28 protein-coding genes are annotated in these 24400 nt (G+C 41.8%); 14 read left to right on the top strand and 14 right to left on the bottom strand.

All coding sequences use genetic code 11. The annotated features are described in order from the left end of the window. The first annotated feature begins 2 nt into the window (after window positions 1-2). The 5 genes from F3J02_RS13585 to F3J02_RS13565 all read left to right on the top strand — a co-directional run bounded on the left by F3J02_RS13585 (window position 3) and on the right by F3J02_RS13565 (window position 6651). On the top strand, window positions 3-884 hold the full coding sequence (locus F3J02_RS13585) for an SDR family oxidoreductase (protein WP_167250066.1): 882 nt from the start codon (window positions 3-5) through the stop codon (window positions 882-884). A 2-nt stretch (window positions 885-886) separates the two neighbouring features. Further along, complete coding sequence (locus tag F3J02_RS13580; protein WP_167250064.1) at window positions 887-2500, top strand: acyl-CoA carboxylase subunit beta; 1614 nt, start codon at window positions 887-889, stop codon at window positions 2498-2500. A 109-nt stretch (window positions 2501-2609) separates the two neighbouring features. Next, window positions 2610-3770, top strand: a complete 1161-nt coding sequence (locus F3J02_RS13575) for an acyl-CoA dehydrogenase family protein (RefSeq protein ID WP_167250062.1) — start codon at window positions 2610-2612, stop codon at window positions 3768-3770. Window positions 3771-3780: 10 nt separating this feature from the next. Next, window positions 3781-4611 (top strand): enoyl-CoA hydratase/isomerase family protein, encoded by an 831-nt coding sequence (locus tag F3J02_RS13570; RefSeq protein WP_167250061.1) that lies wholly within the window; start codon window positions 3781-3783, stop codon window positions 4609-4611. 81 nt (window positions 4612-4692) lie between these two features. Then, the gene (locus F3J02_RS13565; protein ID WP_167250059.1) at window positions 4693-6651 is read left to right on the top strand and encodes an acetyl-CoA carboxylase biotin carboxylase subunit; all 1959 of its coding nucleotides are present in this window, start codon (window positions 4693-4695) and stop codon (window positions 6649-6651) included. 30 nt (window positions 6652-6681) lie between these two features. On the opposite strand, the gene F3J02_RS13560 is transcribed toward F3J02_RS13565, so the two are convergent. The 12 genes from F3J02_RS13560 to F3J02_RS13505 all read right to left on the bottom strand — a co-directional run bounded on the left by F3J02_RS13560 (window position 6682) and on the right by F3J02_RS13505 (window position 16366). After that, a complete protein-coding gene (locus tag F3J02_RS13560; RefSeq protein ID WP_167250057.1) occupies window positions 6682-7155 on the bottom strand; it encodes a hypothetical protein in 474 nt (157 codons plus the stop codon). Window positions 7156-7184: 29 nt separating this feature from the next. Further along, window positions 7185-8030 (bottom strand): sterol desaturase family protein, encoded by an 846-nt coding sequence (locus tag F3J02_RS13555; protein WP_167250055.1) that lies wholly within the window; start codon window positions 8028-8030, stop codon window positions 7185-7187. A 74-nt stretch (window positions 8031-8104) separates the two neighbouring features. After that, window positions 8105-8884: an AraC family transcriptional regulator gene (locus tag F3J02_RS13550; RefSeq protein WP_167250053.1), complete on the bottom strand. Its 780-nt coding sequence runs from the start codon at window positions 8882-8884 to the stop codon at window positions 8105-8107. Between the two features lie 192 nt (window positions 8885-9076). After that, a complete protein-coding gene (locus F3J02_RS13545) occupies window positions 9077-10006 on the bottom strand; it encodes a lipase chaperone (RefSeq protein WP_167250051.1) in 930 nt (309 codons plus the stop codon). Between the two features lie 11 nt (window positions 10007-10017). Then, on the bottom strand, window positions 10018-11361 hold the full coding sequence (locus F3J02_RS13540; RefSeq protein ID WP_167250049.1) for a sphingomyelin phosphodiesterase: 1344 nt from the start codon (window positions 11359-11361) through the stop codon (window positions 10018-10020). A 357-nt stretch (window positions 11362-11718) separates the two neighbouring features. Continuing rightward, complete coding sequence (locus F3J02_RS13535) at window positions 11719-12138, bottom strand: roadblock/LC7 domain-containing protein (RefSeq protein ID WP_167250047.1); 420 nt, start codon at window positions 12136-12138, stop codon at window positions 11719-11721. A 22-nt stretch (window positions 12139-12160) separates the two neighbouring features. Next, complete coding sequence (locus F3J02_RS13530) at window positions 12161-12703, bottom strand: GTP-binding protein (protein WP_167250046.1); 543 nt, start codon at window positions 12701-12703, stop codon at window positions 12161-12163. Between the two features lie 8 nt (window positions 12704-12711). After that, window positions 12712-13680, bottom strand: coding sequence for a hypothetical protein (locus F3J02_RS13525; RefSeq protein WP_167250045.1), 969 nt, complete (start codon window positions 13678-13680; stop codon window positions 12712-12714). 161 nt (window positions 13681-13841) lie between these two features. Then, window positions 13842-14201, bottom strand: a complete 360-nt coding sequence (locus tag F3J02_RS13520; protein ID WP_087544648.1) for a hypothetical protein — start codon at window positions 14199-14201, stop codon at window positions 13842-13844. A 387-nt stretch (window positions 14202-14588) separates the two neighbouring features. Then, entirely contained in the window at window positions 14589-15251 is a 663-nt protein-coding gene (locus tag F3J02_RS13515; protein WP_167250044.1) for a hypothetical protein, read from the bottom strand. 15 nt (window positions 15252-15266) lie between these two features. Further along, window positions 15267-15692, bottom strand: a complete 426-nt coding sequence (locus tag F3J02_RS13510; protein ID WP_167250043.1) for a ClpXP protease specificity-enhancing factor — start codon at window positions 15690-15692, stop codon at window positions 15267-15269. Window positions 15693-15706: 14 nt separating this feature from the next. Further along, entirely contained in the window at window positions 15707-16366 is a 660-nt protein-coding gene (locus tag F3J02_RS13505) for a glutathione S-transferase N-terminal domain-containing protein (protein WP_167250042.1), read from the bottom strand. A gap of 127 nt (window positions 16367-16493) precedes the next feature. Between F3J02_RS13505 and F3J02_RS13500 the strand changes: the two genes are divergently transcribed. Beyond that, complete coding sequence (locus F3J02_RS13500; RefSeq protein ID WP_167250041.1) at window positions 16494-16901, top strand: hypothetical protein; 408 nt, start codon at window positions 16494-16496, stop codon at window positions 16899-16901. A gap of 63 nt (window positions 16902-16964) precedes the next feature. Here the strand turns inward: F3J02_RS13500 and rpsI are convergent, their stop codons facing one another. Beyond that, a complete protein-coding gene (gene rpsI, locus F3J02_RS13495) occupies window positions 16965-17351 on the bottom strand; it encodes a 30S ribosomal protein S9 (RefSeq protein WP_004652544.1) in 387 nt (128 codons plus the stop codon). Between the two features lie 12 nt (window positions 17352-17363). Then, window positions 17364-17792: a 50S ribosomal protein L13 gene (gene rplM / locus F3J02_RS13490; protein WP_004652543.1), complete on the bottom strand. Its 429-nt coding sequence runs from the start codon at window positions 17790-17792 to the stop codon at window positions 17364-17366. 267 nt (window positions 17793-18059) lie between these two features. Between rplM and F3J02_RS13485 the strand changes: the two genes are divergently transcribed. From F3J02_RS13485 to ndk, 8 genes are all read left to right on the top strand, one after another. Further along, a complete protein-coding gene (locus tag F3J02_RS13485; protein ID WP_167250040.1) occupies window positions 18060-18689 on the top strand; it encodes a hypothetical protein in 630 nt (209 codons plus the stop codon). Between the two features lie 78 nt (window positions 18690-18767). Further along, window positions 18768-19754 (top strand): 4-hydroxythreonine-4-phosphate dehydrogenase PdxA, encoded by a 987-nt coding sequence (gene pdxA / locus F3J02_RS13480; RefSeq protein WP_167250039.1) that lies wholly within the window; start codon window positions 18768-18770, stop codon window positions 19752-19754. A gap of 39 nt (window positions 19755-19793) precedes the next feature. After that, window positions 19794-20606: a 16S rRNA (adenine(1518)-N(6)/adenine(1519)-N(6))-dimethyltransferase RsmA gene (gene rsmA / locus F3J02_RS13475; RefSeq protein WP_167250037.1), complete on the top strand. Its 813-nt coding sequence runs from the start codon at window positions 19794-19796 to the stop codon at window positions 20604-20606. Beyond that, window positions 20606-21445: a symmetrical bis(5'-nucleosyl)-tetraphosphatase gene (locus F3J02_RS13470; protein WP_167250035.1), complete on the top strand. Its 840-nt coding sequence runs from the start codon at window positions 20606-20608 to the stop codon at window positions 21443-21445. Before rsmA ends, F3J02_RS13470 begins: the two co-directional genes overlap by 1 nt. A 156-nt stretch (window positions 21446-21601) precedes the next feature. Then, on the top strand, window positions 21602-22873 hold the full coding sequence (locus tag F3J02_RS13465) for a glycosyltransferase family 4 protein (RefSeq protein WP_167250111.1): 1272 nt from the start codon (window positions 21602-21604) through the stop codon (window positions 22871-22873). A 37-nt stretch (window positions 22874-22910) separates the two neighbouring features. Then, window positions 22911-23462 carry a phosphatase PAP2 family protein gene (locus F3J02_RS13460; protein WP_167250033.1) on the top strand — a complete coding sequence of 184 codons (552 nt, stop codon included), beginning with the start codon at window positions 22911-22913 and terminating at the stop codon, window positions 23460-23462. Window positions 23463-23558: 96 nt separating this feature from the next. Next, on the top strand, window positions 23559-23759 hold the full coding sequence (gene iscX, locus F3J02_RS13455) for a Fe-S cluster assembly protein IscX (RefSeq protein WP_004652532.1): 201 nt from the start codon (window positions 23559-23561) through the stop codon (window positions 23757-23759). A gap of 107 nt (window positions 23760-23866) precedes the next feature. Continuing rightward, window positions 23867-24298 (top strand): nucleoside-diphosphate kinase, encoded by a 432-nt coding sequence (gene ndk, locus F3J02_RS13450; protein ID WP_004652531.1) that lies wholly within the window; start codon window positions 23867-23869, stop codon window positions 24296-24298. Window positions 24299-24400 lie beyond the last annotated feature (102 nt).

The raw sequence follows: 24400 nt of genomic DNA, 5'->3' as shown, positions 1-24400 counted from the left end.
ACATGGGTTATCAATCAATTTTCAGGGCAGATGCATTTGCTGACAAAGTCATTATCGTCACAGGTGGGGGTTCTGGTATTGGCCGTTGTACTGCACATGAGCTTGCTTCTTTAGGTGCGCAAGTGGTAATCACGGGACGAAAAGTAGAAAAATTGGAAAAGGTTAGCCAAGAAATTTTGGAAGATGGTGGCAAAGTCCATTTCATTGTTTGTGATAACCGTGATGAAGAACAAGTCAAAAGCATGATTGCGGAAGTGCTTGAAAAATTTGGCAAGCTCGATGGTTTAGTCAATAACGCAGGTGGACAATTTCCTTCTGCATTAGAGAATATTTCTGCCAATGGTTTTGATGCCGTGGTCCGTAATAACCTGCATTCAACCTTTTACTTGATGCGCGAAGCCTATAACCAGTGGATGGCAAAGCATGGTGGTAGCATTGTTAATATGACTGCCGATATGTGGGGTGGTATGCCGGGCATGGGCCATTCAGGTGCAGCACGTTCGGGTGTTGATAACCTGACCAAAACTGCTTCAGTAGAATGGGGCAAGTCAGGTGTACGTGTCAATGCAGTTGCACCAGGCTGGATTATTTCTTCGGGCATGGATAACTATAGTGGTGATTTTGCCAAAGTAATCATTCCAAGTTTAGCGAGTAATGTGCCATTAAAACGAATGGGTACCGAGTCAGAAATTTCCTCAGCCATCTGCTATTTACTTTCGGATGCAGCGGCTTTTGTTTCAGGTGTAACGTTACGTATTGATGGGGCGGCATCCCAAGGGACGCGTATGTATCCGCTAGCTGATGCAACCAACAATGATGCTTTTAATGGTTTCCATCGTGCTTTTATCCCTGATATTTTTAAAAATAACGGTGATGGAGAATAAACATGAGTATTCTTCAATCTGAAATTGCAGTGGGTAGTGAACAATACCAGCAAAATCGAGAGGCGTTATTAACCCAGTTGGCTGAAGTTCGGGCGGTGCAGCAAAAAAGTATTGATAAGTCCTATGCAGCAAAACCTAAGTTCGATAAGAAAGGCAAAATCTTGCCACATGAACGTATTCGTTTACTGTTAGATGCGGATTCACCTTTTATCGAGCTGTGCGGCTTAGTTGGCTACAACATGCATGATGATAAAGATGGTTCCGAAGCAGGTGGTGGCATTATTGCTGGCATTGGTTTTGTTAATGGTGTACGTGCACTGGTTTCTGCCAGTAACAGCGCCATCAAAGGTGGCACCATGTCCCCAATGGGCGTACATAAAACGCTACGTCTGCAAAAGATCGCCTTAGAACAAAAGTTGCCGATGGTGACCTTAACTGAAAGTGGCGGTGCAAACCTGAACTATGCGGCGGAGGTATTTACCTATGGTGGTATGACTTTTGCCAATCAGGCGCGCTTATCTGCGGCAGGGATTCCGCAAGTTGCAGTAGTACATGGTAATGCAACTGCTGGCGGTGCTTATCAACCGGGTTTGTCTGACTATGTGATTGCAGTACGCAAACAAACTGAAATGTTGTTGGCTGGCCCACCGTTATTATTGGCAGCAACAGGGGAAGTGGCGACTGCGGAAGAACTAGGTGGTGCAGAAATGCATACTCAAGTTTCAGGTGTGGCGGAATATTTAGCTGAAAATGATGCCGATGGTATTCGCTTAGCGCGTGAGATTTTCGAGCATCTGAATTGGAAAGAACAGACCACTCATTCGAATCATGATTATAAAGAACCGCGTTATTCAGCGGAGGAGCTGTTGGGCATTATCCCGCAAGATCCAAAACAACCTTTTGATATGAAAGATATCATTGCCCGGATTATTGATGATTCAGATTTTCTAGAATTTAAACAGGAATATGATGCTTTAACCGTATGTGGCTGGGCGAAAATGGGTGGTTTACATATTGGCATCATTACTAATAATGGGCCGATTACACCTCAAGGGGCAGCCAAAGCAGCGCAGTTTATTCATCTGTGTGAGCAGACCCAACGACCGCTGTTATTTCTGCATAACACCACAGGTTTTATGGTCGGAACCGATGCAGAGCAGAACGGGATTATTAAACATGGTTCCAAGCTGATCCAAGCAGTTGCCAATGCAACTGTGCCCAAGATTTCGATTGTGGTGGCAGGCTCTTATGGTGCAGGTAACTATGCAATGTGTGGTCGCAGTTTGTCCCCACAATTTATCTTTGCATGGCCAAACTCACATGTAGCAGTGATGGGTGCTGCGCAAGCAGGCAAAGTCTTACGTATTGTAGCTGAGGGTAAACAAAAAGCCTCGGGGATGGAGCCGAATCCACAGATGTTGGATTTCTTAGAACAAAGTACGGCAATGAAATTGGAACAACAGTCGACGGCTTTATTTAATACCGCAATGCTGCATGATGATGGCATCATCGATCCAAGAGATACCCGTAAGGTATTGATATTTTTATTACAAACCATTTATGAAGCACAGCAACGTGAGTTAAATCCAACACGATTTGGTGTGTCGAGATTTTAATTTTTAACACCCTCATCCTAGCCTTCTCCCTGAGGGAGAAGGGATCCCCTCACCCTTTTGGGGAGAGGGTTAGGGAGAGGGGAAAAACAATTTTTAAGGAACAAAAACAATGAAATTTACCGCAGAACATGATGCTTTACGCCGTACCACACGTCAGTTTGTTGAAAACGAATTAAATCCATTTATCCCCGAATGGGAAGAAGCGGGCCGTTTTCCGATTCATGACGTATTTAAGAAAATGGGAGACTTGGGTTTATTGGGGATTTGTAAGCCTGAAGAAAATGGCGGTTTAGGACTCGACTATTCGTACAACCTTGTGGTGGCAGAAGAATTAGGTCGTGCCGCGTGTGGGGGGGTGCCACTGGCGATTGGTGTGCAAACTGATATGGCAACACCTGCACTGGCACGCTTTGGCAGCAAAGAGTTGCGAGATGAATTTCTAAACCCTGCGATTCGTGGTGAATATGTCGCGTCGATTGCGGTCTCGGAAGTGCATGCCGGTTCTGACGTGGCAGCCATCAAAACCACAGCAAAAAAAGATGGTGATGATTATGTGATTAATGGCAGCAAGATGTGGATTACCAATTCACTGCAAGCCGATTTCTTCTGTTTACTTGCCAATACTTCTGACGATAAGCCACACGTCAATAAATCCATGATTATTGTTCCTGCAAAAACGGCAGGGATCAGCTTTTCAGAACCCTTAAATAAATTGGGGATGCGCTCAACCACCACGGCTCAAGTCTACTTCGATAATGTACGTGTGCCACAACGCAACTTGGTTGGGGTGGAAGGCATGGGCTTTATGATGCAAATGATGCAGTTCCAAGAAGAACGTATGTGGGCCTGTATCAATGCGGTGGGGGGCATGGAAAAAGTCATTCAGCAAACCATTGACTACACCAGAGAACGCACTACTTTTGGTCAACCTTTAATTCATAACCAGTATGTACATTTTCGTTTTGCTGAACTCATGACAGAAGTTGCGGCATTAAAAGCCTTAACCCTTCAAGCCTGTGAACAGCATATTGCGGGTGAAGATGTCACATTAATGGCTTCAATGGCGAAGCTGAAAGCAGGGCGATTAAGCCGTGAAGTGGCAGACAGCTGCCTGCAATATTGGGGTGGTAATGGCTTTATGTGGGATAACCCAGCATCACAATTGTTCCGTGATGGACGTCTAGGTTCGATTGGTGGCGGTGCAGATGAAATTATGTTGGGGATCATTTGTAAGCTCACCGATATTTTGCCGAAAAAACAGAAAAAATAGGAGCAGAAGCATGACAGTTGCAACTTCTCTTGCAGGCTTAGTGTTAGATGACAGCATTCGGTTAGAGCAGCAAGGTGGCATTTTAACGCTATGGCTAAATCGTCCTGAAAGCCGTAATGCCATGAGTTTAAAAATGGTCACTGCTATTCAACAGGTGTTTAGCCAGATTGCCGATGATCTATCCATTCGTGCAGTGATTTTACGCGGTCAAGGCGGGCATTTCTGTGCAGGTGGCGATATCAAGGATATGGCGGGATTAAGAGTTGAAGCTGCCAATACAGATAGCTTACAGCCCTATGTGGATTTTAACCGCCGTTTTGGTGCCATGATTGAACAAGTCGATCAGGCCCCCCAAACCGTGGTTGTTGTTTTAGAAGGTGCTGTACTCGGTGGTGGTTTTGGTCTTGCCTGTGTTTCAGATATTGCCATCAGCCGTGATACAGCTCAGTTTGGGCTACCTGAAACAGGCTTAGGTATTTTGCCCGCACAGATTGCGCCTTTTGTGGTGAAGCGGATTGGTCTGACCCAAGCCCGTCGTTTAGCATTATTGGGTTTACGTTTTGATGGCAAGACGGCTTTGGATTTAGGTGTTGTTCACCAAATTGCACAAGATAATGTTGCGCTTGAACAACAGCTTACAGAGAGCATTCGGCAGATTAAACGTGCTGCACCATTGGCTTCCCGTACCACCAAAGCTTTATTGCATCGGACACTGAATGAGCCTTTAGAGCAGCTTCTGGATGATGCGGCACAACAGTTTGCTCAGGCAGTCGGTGGCGCAGAAGGACAAGAAGGCACCATGGCATTTATTCAAAAACGTAATCCGAGTTGGTTTGACTGAAATTTCCCTAATCCCTATTTAAAAAGAAGGGCGTTTATCCTTTAGAAGGGGGACGGGGAATTTAATAATAGAGATGAAACAATGAGTTTTTCAAAAGTCTTAGTGGCAAACCGTGGTGAAATTGCTGTTCGTGTGATGCAAACAGCCAAAGCAATGGGCTATCAAACGGTTGCGGTGTATTCAGATGCAGATGCCAATGCCCGTCATGTCCAGCTAGCGGATGAAGCGGTTTATATCGGTGCGTCTAAAGTTTCAGAATCCTATTTATCCATTGCCAATATTATTGCAGCCTGCAAAAAGACAGGTGCGGATGCTGTACATCCAGGTTATGGTTTCTTGTCTGAGAATACTGACTTTGCTCAGGCTTGTCTTGATCATGGCATCACTTTTATTGGGCCGACCGCTGCTGCCATCGAGCTGATGGGCAGTAAGCGTCTTTCTAAAATTGCCATGATCCAAGCAGGCGTACCGTGTGTGCCTGGTTATGAAGGTGATCAGCAAGACCTTGATTATCTAGCACAACAAGCTGAGAAGATTGGCTATCCTTTAATGGTCAAAGCTTCGGCAGGTGGTGGTGGGCGAGGCATGCGTCTAGTCCAAGATGCTACTGATGTATTAGAGGCATTAAAAACAGCACGTTCGGAAGCAGAAAATGCCTTTGGTTCGGGGGAGCTGATCTTAGAGAAAGCGGTGATTGCCCCAAGGCATGTCGAGATTCAGGTCTTTGGGGATACGCATGGTCATTATGTGTATTTATTTGAGCGGGATTGTTCGATCCAACGCCGTCATCAAAAGGTGGTCGAAGAAGCACCTTGTCCAGTGATGATACCTGAACTACGTCAGAAAATGGGTGAAGCAGCTGTTGCGGCAGCACAGGCGTGCGATTATGTTGGAGCAGGTACGGTCGAGTTTCTGCTGGATCAATCGGGTGAGTTCTATTTCTTGGAAATGAATACGCGTTTACAAGTCGAACATCCAGTCACTGAAATGATCACAGGCTTGGATTTGGTGGAATGGCAATTGCGTGTTGCCAATGGCGAAACCCTGCCTTTACAACAACATGAGTTGACCTTAAACGGACATGCGATCGAAGTCCGTTTATATGCAGAAGATCCACGTCAAGACTTTCTGCCACAAACAGGCAAAGTACTGCGTTGGCAAGCAGCGGGTGCTGATGGCACTCTACCGAATGTCCGTATTGATCATGGCATGCTAGAACACGGTGAAATCAGTCCGTTCTATGATCCGATGGTGGCCAAAGTGATTGCCTATGGCAAGACCCGTCAGGATGCGATTCGCCTGCTTGCCAAAGCGGTTGATGATTGTGTGTTGCTAGGTGTGAATAGCAATAAGCAGTTTCTTGTCAATTTATTGCGCCATCCGATCATTGTGGCTGGGGATACCAACACCGCATTTATTCAACAGCACTTCCAAGAGGATATCAGCCTGCACCAGCAAGTTTTGCCGCTTGAGACTTTAGCCGTGGCAGCAGCACTATTTACCCAGAAAAATCAGAAACAAGTGGCTTGGCAAACGGGTATAGGTATGCCGTTCCCGCTGAAACTGAAATATGCCGATCAGCAGATCTTGCTACATGTGCAAAATGATCCGCAGCAGGTCAAAGTAGAGTTTTGTGATCAACAAGCGACAATCAAGATTGTAAGCATCAGTGATGTGCAGATTGTTTATAGCTGTGAGGGTGTACGTCATAAACTTGCGTATGTGTTTGATCAAAATCAGCTGTATCTAGATACAGGCAATGGCAATGTGCTGATTGAAAATACCACCTATGCAGCACCAGAAGCCACAGAGGTGGTAGGTGATGGTAAAATTCGTGCGCCAATGGACGGTGCGATTGTGAATTTGCTGGTCAATGTCGGAGATTCAGTAACAAAAGGACAAACCCTATTGGTGCTTGAGGCGATGAAGATTCAGCAACAAATCAAATCCGATGTCGATGGTGTTGTCGAGGAGTTGATTGGTCAAGTCGGGCAGCAGGTGAAAAAACGTCAATTGTTGTTGAACCTTAGCACGACTTGAAGGCTATACAAGAGATTAAAGAGTGAGGTTTTATGCCTCGCTTTTTAGTAAGTGCAGCACCGCACCTAAAGAATGCTCTGAGTTACCCTGTAATTCCTGTGTTGCAAACTCAGCTAAGGCTTGTTCATGTGCCAACAAATACTGGAGAAAATCCAGAGAGTTGGTATCTGCGTGTTGCTGCATCCGTTCAAAAGCTGCCATAAACGGTTGAGTACCCTGTTTAAGCAAATACATGGACACTTTCCACGGCAGTTTGGCCATCGCAATGCCTGATGCCTTGGCTTGTAACTTAATATGCAAACGAATTGTAGCTGTTTGACCTTGTTGGGTTAAGAACTGCTGTAACTTGCGTAGGGTTTGGGTTTCCAGTTTAGCCAACGTTTGCCATTTTTGTTGCTGCTCAATCGAGCGTGCATGTTTGGCTGCATTTAAAAAAATCAATTCACCCAATATTTCCGATTCAAGTGCGGTGTTGAGGTCTTGTTGATATTGTGGATAGTGCATTGCCGATTTCCTTCAATTTATGCGTCTTATTAATTTTTTCTAGCGAATGGCCACCGTATTTGTTTGAGATAAGTCTTCGGGAGCGCAGTCCTTAATCCGACTTGCCCAGCTTTTACGGGTTTGCTTTCATAGTAATATGTCCCAAACAAATGATCCCAGATCATCCAGAATTCGCCAAAGTTTTTACGACCAAAACCATATTTATGATGCCAGCGATGGACTTCGGCAACCCCTAATAAATGTCTAAACACACCTACAGAATAATCCAGATTGGCATGCTGGAAAGCCAAATGAATTGCAGTTAATCCCATCCATGTCCCAATCAGATTGGCAGGGGCACCGATTAAGGTAATACAGATAATTCCAGGCGCTGCGAGTAGAACAGCGCTTAATGGATGACGACGTTCACCATTAAGCCAGTATAATCGTTCAGAACTGTGATGAAGGGCGTGCAATTTCCATAGAAAGCGTTTTTGATGACTTAAGTAATGCATTAGCCATAATCCAAAATCAATGACTAGACCGACAATCAGTAATTGTAGCCAGATTGGTAGAGAGGCTGGCCAAAAGCTAGGAATATGAATCAGCTGCCGAAATAAGGTAATGCATTCAGCAGTCATAAAAATCATGATGATACTAAAACTGGCATGCAGAATATCAACAAGCGTATCTTCATGGTCGGTTAACCACGTTTGTTCATAAGGTTGAACCTGTTCAAGCAGGGCAACCGCTCCAATCGCAATGGCTGCGATTAAAGGCACATAAGGCCAATAGGCAAGTTCACCTGCTGCAACGGGGAATAAACAAGCCATACTCAACCCCATCAACAGGGGATAACAGGTATAGCGAATGAGATACTGGATTGGCTTAGGCATGGTGTATTGTTCCAAAAGAGTGAACAGTCACTATGCCTGTGGGGTTGCAGTACTGAATTGAACAAAACAGCTATTTAGTCAATAAAGAAAATTTGACCCTGCATATGGTTAAGTTCAGATGGCCGAACTCCTAATAGCTCAACACAAGTTCGTGTGAAATGTGCCTGATCAGCAAAATCAGCTTGATGGGCTGTATCTGTTAATGCGAGTCCTTTTTGTATTTGAGTTAATCCACAAATAAGGCGTAACCATTTGCGATAGCTGCGTAAAGGTAGTCCTGCCTGTTCACGAAACCAGTGTGAAAAACGACTTTCAGATAAACCTACAATTTGTGCTAGATATTGACGATCAGGAATATTGGCTTGCAAGATGCCCTGATAAAGCAATTCTAGAATATGTTCAATTTTCTGGGGATTACCATGGGGAGCAGGGTTGCTCAGCTGTGTACTTTTTAAGAAATGGGCTAAGCCATGATTGAGAGGCATCTTCGAGCTAAAGCTGTGTTGCAATTGTTGTTGTAGATCGATTGATACTTCACATACCTGTGTAGGTGCATGAAATCCTAGATTGAACTTGGCTGTGAGTGCATGACAGGTATCGATATAGATCGATAGATAGTCACCCGTTATGAGTTGATGCTTTAGCTTGGCGGGAATGAATAAAGTCGGTGCTTGATAAAGTTGACCATCAGCAATCACTTGCACGGGTTGATCTACATTCAATGATATGGTGATTTGATGCGCATAGTGGTGGTGAGGGTGATTATTTCCTGATTGTCCAAGAAAAGCGCCAATCCCCAAAGCAATTGCTGCTTGACCACTCCAACCAACGTTATCATTTTTTAAGCTGTTCATGCCAAATCATCTTCTTAAAATGATTGAATGGCTTATTTAGCGGGAAGGAATGTTCTTTGTCAAATAAGTGAACGGATGATTTTCAAAGTAGCATTCTTATTTACAGCCGACACATTGTTTGCCTAAATGGTCGACTGATTCGTTATTGAAGGTTAGTAAAAGATCTTCAGCAATATCCATGTTGATGAGCAATTAAGAAAACATTTTTAAACGTAGACTTTCTAAACGGCTTTGATATTGCTTTTGCCACTCTTCATTTGGCAGTTGTGTTTTTAACGGCTCCATCTCTTGTTGTAACTGTTGCACGGCTTGTTGATATTGATCGACTTGCTGCTGCTGTTGAACTTCACGTTGTTCACGCTGCTGTACGTCTTGGCGTTGCTGCTCAGTCAAATAGCGTTGTTGTAACATCTGTTTTAAGCGTTGTGTTTCAGCAGGGCTGTACTGTCCTTGATTAATTAAACCGAGTGCTTGTTCATAAAGCCCCATTTTATTTTCTTGTTGAGTTGCATCAGGGTACTGTTTTTGTAGCTGCTCAAATGCTTTTAAGCGTTGTTCAGCACTAAGCTTTTGATTCTGCGCCAAATCATTGTAGGCAAACCGATAATCTGCATAGCCTCGTTCTTGTCCAAAGCCCAGCATCGCTTCGGCTTGTCCCAAGGTTTGTTCTCTTAGCTTCCACAAGGCATCAAAGCGTTCTTTTGGAGATAACGACGTCGATAACACCGTGTTTTGCATGCGTTGTTCATATTGCGGCATACGTTTTATTAGATTTTCCACCAAATGTGCAAAGTTTTGATCTGGGTAATTGGCCAAAGCTTTTGCTAAAGCGGCATTACAGTCGGATACAGGACAGTTAGCTTTAAAATCATTGAGAAACTCGGTGATATTTCCAGGTTGCTGCTGTAACATTTTTAATTGCTTGAATAGCGAGTCTTGGAAAACTTCATCCTTGGTTTTGTTTGGCATGCTTTCATTGCTCATCTGTGCTGATGAATCTTGAGATGATGCAGTGGATTTGGTGTGCTGAATTGCAGCGGAAGAGGCTGTGCTCTTCCAAACTACAATCCCAACCAAGACCACGACAACAATAATAATTGTTAGCAATAGTCTTTTATTCATACCGAATTCCGTTATGGACCATAATTAAATTGCCCCATCACAGGGAAGTGATCAGAAAGATCCCAAGTCATATACAGTGGGTCCGCTGTGGTACGTAGGATGCGAACATCGTTACGAGACTGAGTCGGTTGACGGTGGTTGTTTGAAGCCACGACATAGTCTAGATATTCGACTGTTGCACCGCCTGAACCTGCAGCGCCAGCCAATTTATTCACGCGTGGGTCAAAGGTCGATTCAGTATAACCAGTACTTGGTGCAGCTGTCGCATTTAGATTGGTTAACATATCTTGATAATCTTGCGGCCATAACAGTTTATTGACATTGAAATCACCGCCCATGAGTACCGCATCAAAACTTGGAATATTTTGTTGATTCACCAATTGGCGAATTTGCTTGAACTGGACCTGACGTAATGCGCGTGCTGCATCGGTATCAAAAGAGGCTGTATGCGTAGAGGTAACGTGATAAGCCTTACCATTCTTAATGATTTCCGCGTACAACACGCCTTTATCCGCAAAACAATCCGTTCCGGTACAATCTGGATAAATCAATTGTGCTGTTTTGACGATTGGATAACGGCTCACAATCACCAATCCACTATCAAATAAGTTGTAGCCCGAACCCACTGGAATATGGGTTTGATATGGGTACTGTTGAGCTAGTTGATTTAGCATACCTGTACGTGATGAAGCAAAGGCTTCTTGCATCATAATCACATCATAACCGTTTAAATGATTCGGTAATTCAGCTAAGCGCTCGCTGATTTTACTCGCCACCATTGGGAGGGCATAAATATTATAAGTCAGTACTTTTAACTCATCGGCACTGGCTGAGACAGGCTCTTGAATCGTGTTCTGATGAATGGTGTAGTGGAAATCATCATAACCACCAGTGTATTCAGCTTTCACCGCTGCTTGAGCAGATAAACCAGCATAAGTTGTGCTAATTCGGTGGACATCACGATCTGAATACCAAGGTGATGTTGTGGTCGCCGTTTGAATACCATGTTTAATATTGCTGCCCGACCAAGTTCCGGTCATGGTCTGTTTTAAAGTGACTTGTGAATTACCGCTGCTGAGAACGGTATCAAAGTTATAAGTTTTACCGGATTTGATCCCCGTATAACGGTTGATACGTAACACCCGTTTGGTTTCGTAGGGGGCTAGTTGAGTCGCTTCCTGCGCCCATTCATTGCCTTGCTGTAAGCTTGCCCCAGTTTGATTGACTTGTATTGATACAGTTTGTGGCGTGGTATTGGTCACGAACACGTAGGAATCAGCCAATGTATGTTGGGTAGAAAAACCACTGATTAAGAGCGCGACCCCTGCGCCTAGTTTTAAGCTCTTCAGCTTCATCTTTATCTCTCCATAGTGCTTAATAATGTTTGAACAAATACAACCTTTCATTATTAAAATTATTCATTTGTGAAAATTTTATGATTGTTATTTGTTCGAAAATTATAATAATGAAAAAATATTGCTAAATCATTTAAATTAATGACCATTCATCTGATGTTTTTAAAAACAATATTTTATTCTAAATTTTTGACTTATTTAGGAGATTTTTAACAAATAGAAGCAGTTAATTAGTGAAATTTAGAACTGAGAGTAATTCAGAAATGAAAATTGAAAAGTACAGTATTATTATAGACGTTATAAATGACAAAATCTGACAGACTTGCTAGGTCTGTCAGATTTTTGATGAGAAAAAGATTAAGCTTGGTCTGCGTCGACGATTGCACTGCTGGCTTGTTTTAAGCTATATAAAAGCTGTCCTAACAAGACGTCTTTATTGCTTAGCGTTACCATCACCATCGGGTGATGTGGGGCTGGAATAGAGGTCAAAATCGCTTTGCCATTTTCAGCATCCAAAGTAATACTTTGACATCCCGTCAGCTGGATTTCATTAAGGAAAGCGGTGACCATGGCCAAGATTGAACTACTCACAGCCGCAAGTTTAGTGCTGTTATATGGGTTCTTCTTGTAAATCGAGGCCAACTCGAATCCATCGGTAGAGCAGAGCATAATATAATCCACCCCTCGGATGTTGGTTAAAACATCATTGGCCTGCGCTTTAGCAAATTGAATCAGCTCTTTGGGAGCAGTACGTTGCTGACTGGGAATACTGAACATAATTCTTCTCTTTATAAAGTAATTAATTTGTTGCTTTTAAATTGACTTCTAATGCTGCAATGAGCGATTCAATCATCAGCAAGATATGTTCTTGTTTACGTGCATCAATGAAAAATAAAGGATATTGATAGTCGTTTTGGATTAACCATTCACGATAAATAGTGGTCGGTTGTCCTTTATGTTCATCGACATGGGTAATGCCAATGGAAATATTTTTAGTATAGTCTTTGAAGGTATCCAAGTACCCTTCAAGTTCTTCGATCGGTACCTTACTGTTGTGATCCACCAGTAAAATTACCCCCAAAGCACCTTGGCAAATCACAGGCCAGATAAAATCAAAGCGTGATTGTCCAGGTGTGCCATATAAGCCAATTTTTACACCGTCATCTAATGTAATCTCGCCATAATCAATGCCAACGGTAGTTTGCATTTTATTATGGGCCTGACTATCTGTATTGAATGCTTCGGTTGCGAGGACAGGGATTTCTGAAAGCGATTTAATTGCTTCCGTTTTTCCTGCGCCCATGCTTCCTGCAAAAACAATTTTATATTGTTGGAGAATCATATCAATCCTTAAAGCCCAAAGCGGCGTCTAACCTTGCCGAAAAATTTATTTAAAAAGCCTTGTTGTTCAGTTGTTTGCTTAGAAGTTTCTGTTCGTAAATAATGACTTTCTGAAGCAGGGATAATGCCGCCGTTGTCCGAAATAATGCAGGCAGCGATAAATTGTTGAACCGTTTGAATAGGAAGTTTTAATTGTGTTGCAACTTGATACAGCTGAGCTCCTTGTATGAAGCAAGCAGAAAGCAATAAGGCCGTTTTACGGTCAGTGCTTTGAGCTGGCTGAGGCCAATATTCAATTTTGTAGTGTTCATTTTCGTTTGGGGCTAAGCGCTGGAACTCCAGCGAATGCCAAAATAAGTTCCATAACCAATCTTGCAAGTTATATTCAACTTTTCGAGAGACTTTAGTGAAGTTCGAAGTCGTAGCGAACTCATATTTAAAGCTATGATTGGTCTGTGTTTGTGTACGGGTTGGCTCTAACCAGGCAATTTGGCTACGGGTATCGATAATGGCCAAAGTCCCGTGATCATCAAATAAATGAAGACGGGCATTATCAGGATTTAACATATCGGTTAAATACTTTTCATTAATTGCATTGTGTGTAGAAACGGTTTCAGTCTTGGGTTGTTGTGCTTGTTGATGGGTGAGGTAACTTAAAAGACGAAGATGAATCCAGTCTTTTAATGCATCTGTATGCTGGAACGGTAAATAAAGTGTATTGTGTTCTTCTATATGATGTGAGCCTTCTCCTTTTGAAACTTTTAAGCAGGGAAGTTGTTTTTGTTCTAAAATACGTTGAATGCCTTCAGTTTCAAAAAAATTTTCATTTATTAATAATAAGTCTATATTTGGATCGGCAATGTTGATCCAGTTAATGCCAAATTCATGAGGTATTGTTTTTCTAAGTTCTATTTTTAATTCATCTGAAACTTTTAAACTTATACCTGAAATTGCGATATTAATGCAATGTCCATTCATAGTATCACTTTAATATTTTGTAAAATATTGGACTGCACAAAATTAGTCTAATACTAAAGACTAATAATAGACCTCTTGTATATTTTTATTATACTTTATAGTGAATAAAATATAAGGAATACACAAGAAGTCTAATATATTACATAAACTGAAATTTTGAATTAAGCGAAGTCTAATTCTTTTTCAAATGTTTTTAATTCATGGCGAGCCATCGCGAGGTTAGATTTACTGCGGTCTAATACGAGATAGAGGAATAAATTGCCATTGCTTTCTAGTGGACGAATTAAGTGGTATGCCTTACCAAGTGTGATTAGAATATCTTCAATATCATCATTAAGTTTAAGTGAGTTAGCAACACGGCGTTTTGCTCGAACAACTTCGGTGTTACCCGCTGCTGCTAGTTCTAAGTCGATTGCGCCCCCACCTTGAGTTGCTAGCGCTAAACCACTTTCAGTGTCTACTAACGCTGCCGCAACGAATCCATCAATATTTGTTAAGCTTTCTAATGAAATTTTAGCCATGATTTTATCTCTACTAATTACATCTTTGTTTATGAATTTATATTCGCCACTTCTGTTTTATGATTAGTTTTCAAAAGCAGTTAATCTCATTATAGGAAACTCTTTTATTAAATCAATCATACTTTAAAATAATTGAAATCACAGGAGTGCTAATAATTGACAATTTTTGTCAAATAAACAATTAAAAATATTAATTGAGGATAATAAATGGTTTTTATTGTGATTTTATTCACATTAATATCAGTATTTAAATGCACTCTTTGATTGTAAATAAATGTAAATAAATTTTTTTAATATGGGTAAATTGATATTTTAAATAAAATTAAATTAATGTTAAGTCTATGATAAAGAAAGCAATCGTACTTTCCTTATCATTTTAGAGGAGGATTAAACTGAAATGAGTTGGCAATATGAGCAATACAAAAAGATCAAAATGACCAATGCTACGAAAGGCGAAACTATATAGGCCCATGTTGGGATTTCTGGCGTTTCCACTTCAATAGTAGGCTCGTGGTCATGCGCAAGAGGTTGTGCCTGATGAACCATTTGATTAAATTCTTGCATAGTCGCTTCAAGCGATACTTCTTGCTGAATAACTGGCTTGGAGCCAAGTAATTCGGTGAGTTGATTGGTTGACCAAACCCAGTCTTCTGCTTGTCCAGATAAATGTTCAATCTGACCCAATAAAAGTTCTGTGAGTCCTGTCTGCCCAAAACTACCAGTCTGATCAAGCTGCTTCAATTCAGTTAATTGTAAGGCCAGAACATCTGAGAGGCTTTTTTCCAATTCAGTTGCTTTAAGGGTCGATTGGTTATGGGCTGAAGTAGTGAGATGGCGAGCAATCTCTTGAATATACAGTGGATCGGCTGTATGAACTTCTTGATAGAGTTTCTGCGGATTTTGTTTCCACAGACTAATGAGTTGTCCAAGAGCCAACACGTTTACTTCATCAATATATGTTTGTTTTTCTTTAGGAGAATATTGTCCAAAAAGTTGTGGTTTTTGAATTTTAATTTGTTCAGAAAAATATTGAACTAAGTCAAATGCCATCGTGACGATCCTCGCTTAATCTAAAATTCTTAGTGAAGGTTTCTTTTTCGTTGGTTCAGTTTCTTGCTTTGTTTCATTGATTGGTGCAGCTGTCGATTCTTCAATTTCTGCGTATTCAGAAGGATCGAAAAACAGGCCTTGGCCATTTTCTCTTGCATAAATACCTAAGACAGCGCGAATCGGCACATAAATTTCTTTTGCAACGCCTCCGAAACGAGCAGAGAAGGTAATCGCCTCATTACTCATATGCAGCTGATGAATTGCATGAGGGGCAAGATTCAAGACAATCTGACCATCCTTCACAAATTGTAGGGGAACATCAGTATGGGGTTGCGTTGCATCAACCAATAAATAAGGAGTGAGTTGGTTATCGCAAATCCATTCATAAATGGCACGAGCAAGATATGGGCGTGTAGGCGTAAAAGTTATTTGCTCAGACATAATTGAAAAACTTATTAAATCGTAGAAATCAATTCATTGTAGCTGTTTTTTTCTTGAGCTGTCATCGATTTAATGAAAGATGGTCGGCTAAAGATACGATGGCAATACAAGAATATAGGTCGACAGTGTTGTGCAGGTAGTTCAATTCCCATACTTTTTAGACGTAAGAAGATTGGAGCGAGCATACAATCTAAGATTGAAAAGGTTTCTGACATAAAAAATGGAAAATGCTGAAATAAGGGGGTGAGCGAAATCAGGGTATCCCGAAGTTCTTTTTGTGCTTTTTGCTTTTGTTGCGGGTTTACCGTATCTGCATGTCTCAACATATGGTCGGCAAGTTTGAACCAATCTTGTTCAAAGCGCCAAATATATTGCCGTTGCTCGGCACGTGCCATTGGTGCATCAGCATAGAGCTTATTTTGGCGATATCGATCATCCAAATATTCTGCAATGACATTGGCTGAAAATAGTTTTAGGTTTTGCTCAATCAGCATCGGAAGCTGATTATAAGGATTAAGATCTGCAAGATCCTCATCTTCATGGTCTGTGATAATCAGTTGATATTTGATCTGTTTTTCAGCAAGTAAAAAACGAATCCAGTGTGAGCGGAAATCATCTGCATGACTATAAAGCGTAATGCCTTGAACAGGGGTTGGGGGATTTTCTAAAGACATAAGTCCAAAAAATTATGGTTGACTGTTTAGAATACTAAAATTAACGTTGGAAATCACTTAAAGCTGAACAATATGATTGTTACAGAATAGATTTATGATTCAATAAGTTCAAAGAGAGAAAAATAGCATGAAGCGATATTACTTTGCTGCAGTTTGTGCAGCATTATTACTCGGTGGTTGTACTAGCACGCCAACTATCTCGAATCAGGTGGATATTGCATCTGCAGATGAGGGTGGTGCGGCTACAGATGCTGCTATTGCGGCTGGTGCTGATCAGGATGATTCTCAATATGGCGGAATCAAAAAACAGTACGTGGTCAAAGGTTGTAAGGTGACAATTTATAATGATGGGCCAGTTCAGATGGTCAATGAGAAAACCGACCAACCGTGCAATGCACCGATTCCAAAAGATCATCAATTTTCCAAGACTACGAGAACTTATCAAGAAAATGGCTGCACCATTACTGAATCAATTGCTGCCGATGGTTTAGCTGATGCGGTGATGGACTGTTCTAAAAAGAACAAAAACAAATAACTGAAATTCAGAAATAAAAAAACCTCGGAAAATCCGAGGTTTTTTGTCCAATTCGTAAAACGATTAACGTTTAGAGAATTGAGGACGTTTACGAGCTTTACGTAAACCAAGTTTCTTACGTTCAACTTCACGAGCATCACGAGTAACGAAACCAGCTTGACGAAGAGCAGGTTTTAAAGTTTCGTCAGAAGCGATCAATGCACGAGTAATACCGTGACGGATAGCGCCTGCTTGACCACCAATACCACCACCTTTAACAGTGATGTAAAGGTCAAATTTTTCAGTAACTTCTAAAAGTTCTAAAGGCTGACGCACAACCATACGAGCAGTTTCACGACCGAAATATTGCTCAAGTGTACGGTTGTTAATTACGAGTTTACCTGTACCAGCTGATAAGAAAACACGTGCAGTTGCGGTCTTACGGCGACCTGTACCATAATTAGTAGCCATGTGCTGTATCCCTTAGATGTCCAAAACTTGTGGCTGTTGAGCAGTATGAGGATGCTCAGTACCAGCGTACACTTTCATTTTTTTGATCATTGCATAACCAAGAGGACCTTTTGGTAACATACCTTTAACAGCTTTTTCTAAAACTGCTTCAGGTTTGTGAGCAATTAACTTCTCGAAGTTAGTCTCACGGATACCACCAGGGAAACCAGTATGGCGATAATATTTCTTATCAAGTGATTTGTTACCAGTCACTTGAACGTGTTCAGCATTGATCACAACGATGTAGTCGCCAGTGTCAACGTGAGGAGTATAAGAAGTCTTGTGCTTACCGCGTAAACGACGAGCGATTTCAGTCGCAAGGCGACCTAAAGTTTTGCCAGAAGCATCAACAACATACCAGTCGTGTTGAACTTCAGCTGGCTTAGCGCTGAGAGTTTTCATTTAAACCACTACCTATTATAGTTGGTTTGGACGGTAAAATCTGTCCAAACAAAAGGAGACCGAATTCTACATGAGTTCGTAAAAGTACACAAGAAAAATTCGCCTGAGTCGTCATAAATTGCTGCAATGTGACTGATTTGGGAACTAATATGCGCTGAGCTGAATGATCTATTATTTATCTTGAGAGGGGACTAGATTTGCCCTATTATTTTTCTAGCAAATATTTGAAATAAATAGAAGTATTTACCTCTTCTCTTGGGGAATTTGATGAAGTTGTCGTTTTCTACAAAAATTGTTGTAGTCACATTATTAATTGGCGTTTGTTCATCACAAACCAATGCACGACGACTTTATAAATGGGTAGATCAGACCAGCGTCACCAATTATTCAGAATTTCAGCCCAAAGAAGGTACTAGTCGTAAACTTGAAGTACTGGAGAGTCGTGGCAACGATCATGTTGACCCTGCGATGGCAGTCACCGCAGAAATGAAAGCGATTGAAATTCCTGTCGACCAAATGAATTTGCAAGGACAAGGTTCAAATTCAATGACGCATTCTGTTCAGCAACCAGCGACACAAACGGTTGTGAAACAAGGTTCAATCGCGGCTCCTTATACGCGACCTACAAGTGCTGTAGTTGCAACAGCTGCTGTAGAAAAAAAAGAGTCTCAGGTCGCTCAAGTGCTTGAGAAGAAAGATGCTGCTGTGAATCCATTAGCAGAAAAAGCGGCAAGTACTGTTGCTGTGATTGAGAAAAAAGAAGAAGTGGCGGTAGTGCAGCCAGAGAAGAAAGTACAGCCAAAGATTAACCCATGGACACGAAAGGTTGAATTTGTGCCTTCAAATCTAGTTCCACAGAATTTACCAAAAGCGACAACAAATCCCGAAGTAAAGTGAATTATAAAAATGAAGGGCTATAGCTCGTTTTAGATTTTGGTTACACTAGATAGGAATCAAAAAAGACTGGCGATACCTATGCTCCCTTTATATGTCACTTCAGGCGAACCTGCAGGAATTGGCCCTGACATCTGTCTAAGTTTGGCAGAGCGTGTAGATGAGCGACCTATTGTTATTTTAGCTGATATGCAGATGTTGCAGCAGCGCGCAAATCTTTTAGGTATAGCTGTTGAGCTGATTGCTTATCAAGGGCAGACTGAATCCAGTTTGCAGGGGCAACTTTTTGTTGAACATGTGCCTTTAGCTAAGTCTGTTGTGTTGGGACGATTGGATTCAGCTAATGCCGCTTATGTATTAGAACAATTACGTCGTTCAGCTGATTATGCGATCTCTGGACAGAGTGTTGGTGTAGCAACTGCCCCAGTGCAGAAGTCGATTATCAACGAGGCTGGAATCGTATTTAGCGGACATACTGAATATTACCAAGAGTTCGCAGCTATTGATCGTGTGGTGATGATGCTGGCAACGAAAACATTACGGGTTGCCTTGGCAACGACCCATTTACCTTTACGTGATGTGCCTGATGCCATTACTAAAGAGCGCTTGCAGCAAGTCATTGATATTTTGATTCATGATTTAAAAACAAAATTTAAAATCACAGCTCCACGTATTTTGGTGTGTGGTTTGAATCCTCACGCAGGTGAAGATGGCTATTTAGGCCGAGAAGAAATTGAAGTGATCAATCCAGTGTTGGAAACCTACCGAACACAGGGCATTGATATGAGTCTAAGTTTGCCAGCAGATACATTATTTACCCCTGAAAATCTGAAGGATACAGATGCTGTTTTAGCGATGTATCACGATCAAGGCTTACCTGTGTTAAAATCACAAGGCTTTGGTGAAGCAGTAAACATTACATTAGGCTTACCATTTATTCGAACCTCTGTCGATCATGGTACAGCACTTTCTCTTGCAGGCACTAGACAAGCAAAAGCATCGAGCTTGCATGTTGCAGTGGATTTAGCACTTGATTTAGCAAGAATCTCCCCCAACCCCTCTTTATAAAAGAGGGGGGATTACGTTTCAAATATTGAGTATAAATGTATGTATCAAATTAATGCCCTAAACCCTAAAGATGAAGGGCATCAGGCTCGAAAACGTTTTGGTCAAAACTTTTTACATGATCAGCGTGTGATTGCCAAAATTGTACGCTCAGTGAATCCACGCACAGGCGAGAATATTGTTGAAATTGGGCCAGGTTTGGCTGCATTAACGTCACCATTGATTGGTGAATGTGATGCCTTAACTGTGGTTGAGCTGGATCGCGATTTGGCAGCAGGCCTACCGGGACGTGTACCACATCCTGAGCGCCTAACGATTATTGAAGCCGATGCTTTGAAATATGATTTCACGCAGCTGTTTCAAGACGGCCGTCCGCTGCGTGTGGTAGGAAACTTGCCCTATAACATTTCTACGCCTTTGTTGTTCCATCTCTTGGAGTTTGGTGACAAAGTTAAAGACATGCATTTCATGTTGCAAAAAGAAGTCGTGGATCGTATTACTGCGACTCCAAATACCAAAGAATATGGTCGTTTATCGGTGATGATTCAGTATTACTGCAAGCCAACCTTCTTATTTGAAGTACCACCGGGATCATTCAATCCACCACCGAAAGTCACATCAGCAGTGTTTCGTTTGGAACCTTATGAAACCAAGCCAATCGTGGCAAAGGATGAGAAAGCTTTGGCGCGTTTGGTTGGACATGTCTTTACCCAGCGCCGTAAAACCTTACGTAATAGTTTAAAAGGCATGTTGGCTGAAGACGGCTTTGAAAAAGCAGGCGTTGATCCGATGGCTCGTCCAGAAACATTGAGCTTGGCTGATTTTGTCGCACTTTCTGATCAGATGGTGTCTTAATGTCTAAACGCTATAACTATGTTATTGGTGATGTGCAAGGTTGTTTCGAAGCACTGAAAGCGTTGCTGAAAGAAATCCGCTTTGATCCTGACCAAGACTTTTTATGGTTTGCGGGTGATCTAGTTGCACGTGGTGAAAACTCGGTGGGTGCTTTACGCTTTATTAAAAAGCTGGCTGACCGTGGTGCTGCCGCAACGGTATTAGGTAATCATGACTTGACCTTGATTGCCTGCGCCCGTGGTTTTAAAAAGACCAAAGACAAAGATCATACTCAAGAAGTGATTGATGCCATTGATGGCGATGAGCTGATTGATTGGCTGCGTAAACAGCCGTTAAGCCTATCTCCAAATGCACAGACTTTGATTACCCATGCAGGTGTGCCGTGTATCTGGAATGCCGAACAAACTGTGGCATTAGCACAAGAAGTACAGCAGGTAGTGGGTCATGAGGATCTTTCGGTTTTAGATAGTTTTCTTGCCGAGATGTATGGTTCACAACCTGATCTATGGTCTGATGAGCTGACGGGTATGGCACGGTTACGCTGTATTACCAATTATCTCACTCGAATGCGTTTAACAGACGCAGCAGGCCGTTTGGAATTTGATTTTAAAGATGCGCTCGATGCACCGATGCCTGAGGGTTTCCAACCATGGTTTGAGTTTGAAAGTCAGGCGGCACAGACCCATCAGTTGATTTTTGGACATTGGGCGGCTTTGCAGGGCAAGACCATTAGTGCTCAAATTCAAAATGTTGATGGTGGCTGTGTTTGGGGACAGCAACTGATGGCATTCCGTTTGGAAGATCAACACATGTTTGCGGTGGATAATCCTTTAGCTTGAACAGTCTGTGATATTTTTTAAATGCCCATTTTCATACTAAAATCGGGCATTTTTTATTTTAAGGCTGTCAAAAAACTGTCATACACTGATCATTAAAGTGTCAAATAATGTTTTTAAGCTGAAAGCATGAAAATAACGACACAAATGGATGGCGATATGCAGAGTACATACGCGACATCTCTATTCAAGCAAGAGTTTCCTGAAAATTTTAAATTTTACTTTAAAAGGAAACAACTCAAAAATAAACAAGATGAATTGACTGAGCTTCGTGATCTCGTTCGTCCTCGTCTCCGAATTGCCATTGTAACTGAAACATGGCCACCAGAAATCAATGGTGTGGCCTTGTCGATGATGCAATTGTGCCAAGGTTTGCAGCGACTAGGGCATAAAATTTTATTGGTACGACCAACCCAAAAAGCAGTCTGTACCGAATTTCATCCTGAACAAGAATGTCTGGTGATGTCACAACCGATTCCCAAATATCCAAGTATTCAGTTTGGTTGGCCGCAATATATTAAAGTATCCAAAGCCTTTGAAAAATTTGCTCCAGATGTGGTGCATATCGTTACTGAAGGGCCTTTGGGTTTAACTGCCTTACAAGCAGCAAAATCAAGAAAAATAGCAGTATCCAGTGGTTTCCATTCAGCCTTTCATGATTTTAGCCGCTTCTTTGACTTGGCGTTTTTAGTCAAGCCGATTCAACGTTATTTGACTTGGTTTCATAATAGTACTGATGTGACCTGTGTACCGAGTCAATATACCGAACAAGCTTTACGTGGTTTTGGTGTGACTTGCCCATTGGTGGTGGTCGGACGTGGTGTGGATACTGAAAAATTCTCAGCCAAACATCGTTCACAACAACTGCGCCAACAATGGGGTGTCGATGCCGATACCCGAGTGATGTTGTATGTCGGACGTTTATCACCCGAAAAAGAAGTCGATGTGCTGATCAAGAGCTTTCATGCATTACAGGCCCAACAAGGCAAAAATGTGAAGTTTGTGATTGTCGGGGATGGCCCTGATCGTGGTCGTCTAGGCAAAATGGCACAATCGGATGACATTATCTTTATGGGTAGTCTGAGTGGTCGAGAACTCTCAGCTGCTTATGCCAGTGCTGATGTATTTACCTTTGCCAGCCAAGCAGACACCTTCGGTAATGTGGTTTTAGAGGCGATTGCCAGTGGTTTGGCAGTAGTGGCATATGATTATGTCTGTGCACACCAGCATGTTCAACCCAATGTGACAGGCTGGCTGAGTCCACTGGGACAAACAGATCATTTCATTCAATCGATTTGCCAATTACCTGCACTACCACAATTAAGACAGATGGGTTTAGTAGCCAGTGAAAGTGTGCAACAAAGCAGCTGGCAGTTTCCAGTACAACAATTAGAACAAGCACTATATCAAGTCGTGAGGAGTCTCCCATGACCACGACTTAAAGTATTCTCATAAGAGGAGAAAAAGTATGAATCTTCAAAATGCAAAAATAAAAATACTTGATTTAGATTTAAAAGGGTGTGTCTACCTTAATCATCTCTCCCATTCGCAGCGAGTCGCTTTATTTTTTAAAACGATCAGTCGTTTGGGGGATGGACCATTTTGGTATGTCATGTTGTTATCAGTCTGGGCAATGCAAGGTTTGGCATACGGGCTGCAAATTTTGTATGTGATTGCTGCGGGTTCCGTCGGAACCTTGATCTATAAATTTTTGAAAAATAAAACCACACGTCCAAGACCTTATCAGGTGCATCAAGTGATTGTCTTGGGTGAACGGGCACTCGATCATTTTAGTTTTCCATCAGGTCATACTTTACATGCAGTGATGGTGACCATCACTTTGGGTTATATTCAACCTCTACTATTGCTGTTGATGTTGCCATTCACCATTTTGGTTGCCTTGTCACGTATGGTCTTAGGTCTGCATTATCCGAGTGATGTGATTGTGGGTGCGATGATTGGTGCATCAGTTGCCAGTGCGATTATTTTGTTGGCACCCAGCTTTAATATCGCATTGTAATGTGTTTTATGCTGAATTTCGCAATAGAGCACTATCCCTTAAATTGCATGATTTGTTAAAGTACGCTCAATTACACATATTTATTTAGGTTGTCATATGGGCTTACGTTGGACAGATACGATTGATATTGCGATTGAACTCACCGAAGCACACCCAGATGTAGATCCACAATGGATTCGTTTTACCGATTTACATGCATGGGTTTGTGCTTTGCCTGACTTTAGTGATGACCCAAATAAGTCAACTGAAGGTTTGCTCGAAGCCATTCAAATGGCATGGCTAGATGAAGTTCGTTAAAAATTCGTCAGAAAACGCTTAAGTTTTGCATATTCAAGCTGATTATTAGCGATGACATCGGTATAATGCGGCAAATTTTTTAGTTTAAACCATAATAGGAGTCAATCATGGCGATTGAACGTACTTTATCTATCGTAAAACCAGATGCAGTTTCTAAGAACCACATCGGCGACATCTTTGCTCGTTTCGAAAAATCAGGTTTGAAAATTGTTGCAACTAAAATGAAACACCTTTCTCAAGCTGATGCTGAAGGTTTCTATGCTGAGCACAAAGAACGTGGTTTCTTTGCTGACTTAGTTGCATTCATGACTTCTGGTCCAGTTGTTGTTTCAGTTCTTGAAGGCGAAAACGCAGTTCTTGCTCACCGCGAAATCTTAGGTGCGACTAACCCTAAAGAAGCTGCTCCTGGCACAATCCGCGCTGACTTCGCTGTAAGCATCGACGAAAATGCTGCTCACGGTTCTGACTCAGTTGCTTCTGCTGAGCGTGAAATTGCTTACTTCTTTGCTGATAACGAGATTTGCCCACGCACTCGTTAATCCAAAGTATTCAGGCCAGATAAGTGGTATACTACTTATCTGGTTTTTTATTTTTTATAGATTGCGTTGTGCGAATTATGCACAGCGGTTTTTAGCGCTGAT

It is taken from the genome of Acinetobacter sp. Tr-809, from assembly GCF_011753255.1.
GTDB lineage: Bacteria > Pseudomonadota > Gammaproteobacteria > Pseudomonadales > Moraxellaceae > Acinetobacter.
This window is presented reverse-complemented; position numbering and strand designations above follow the sequence as displayed.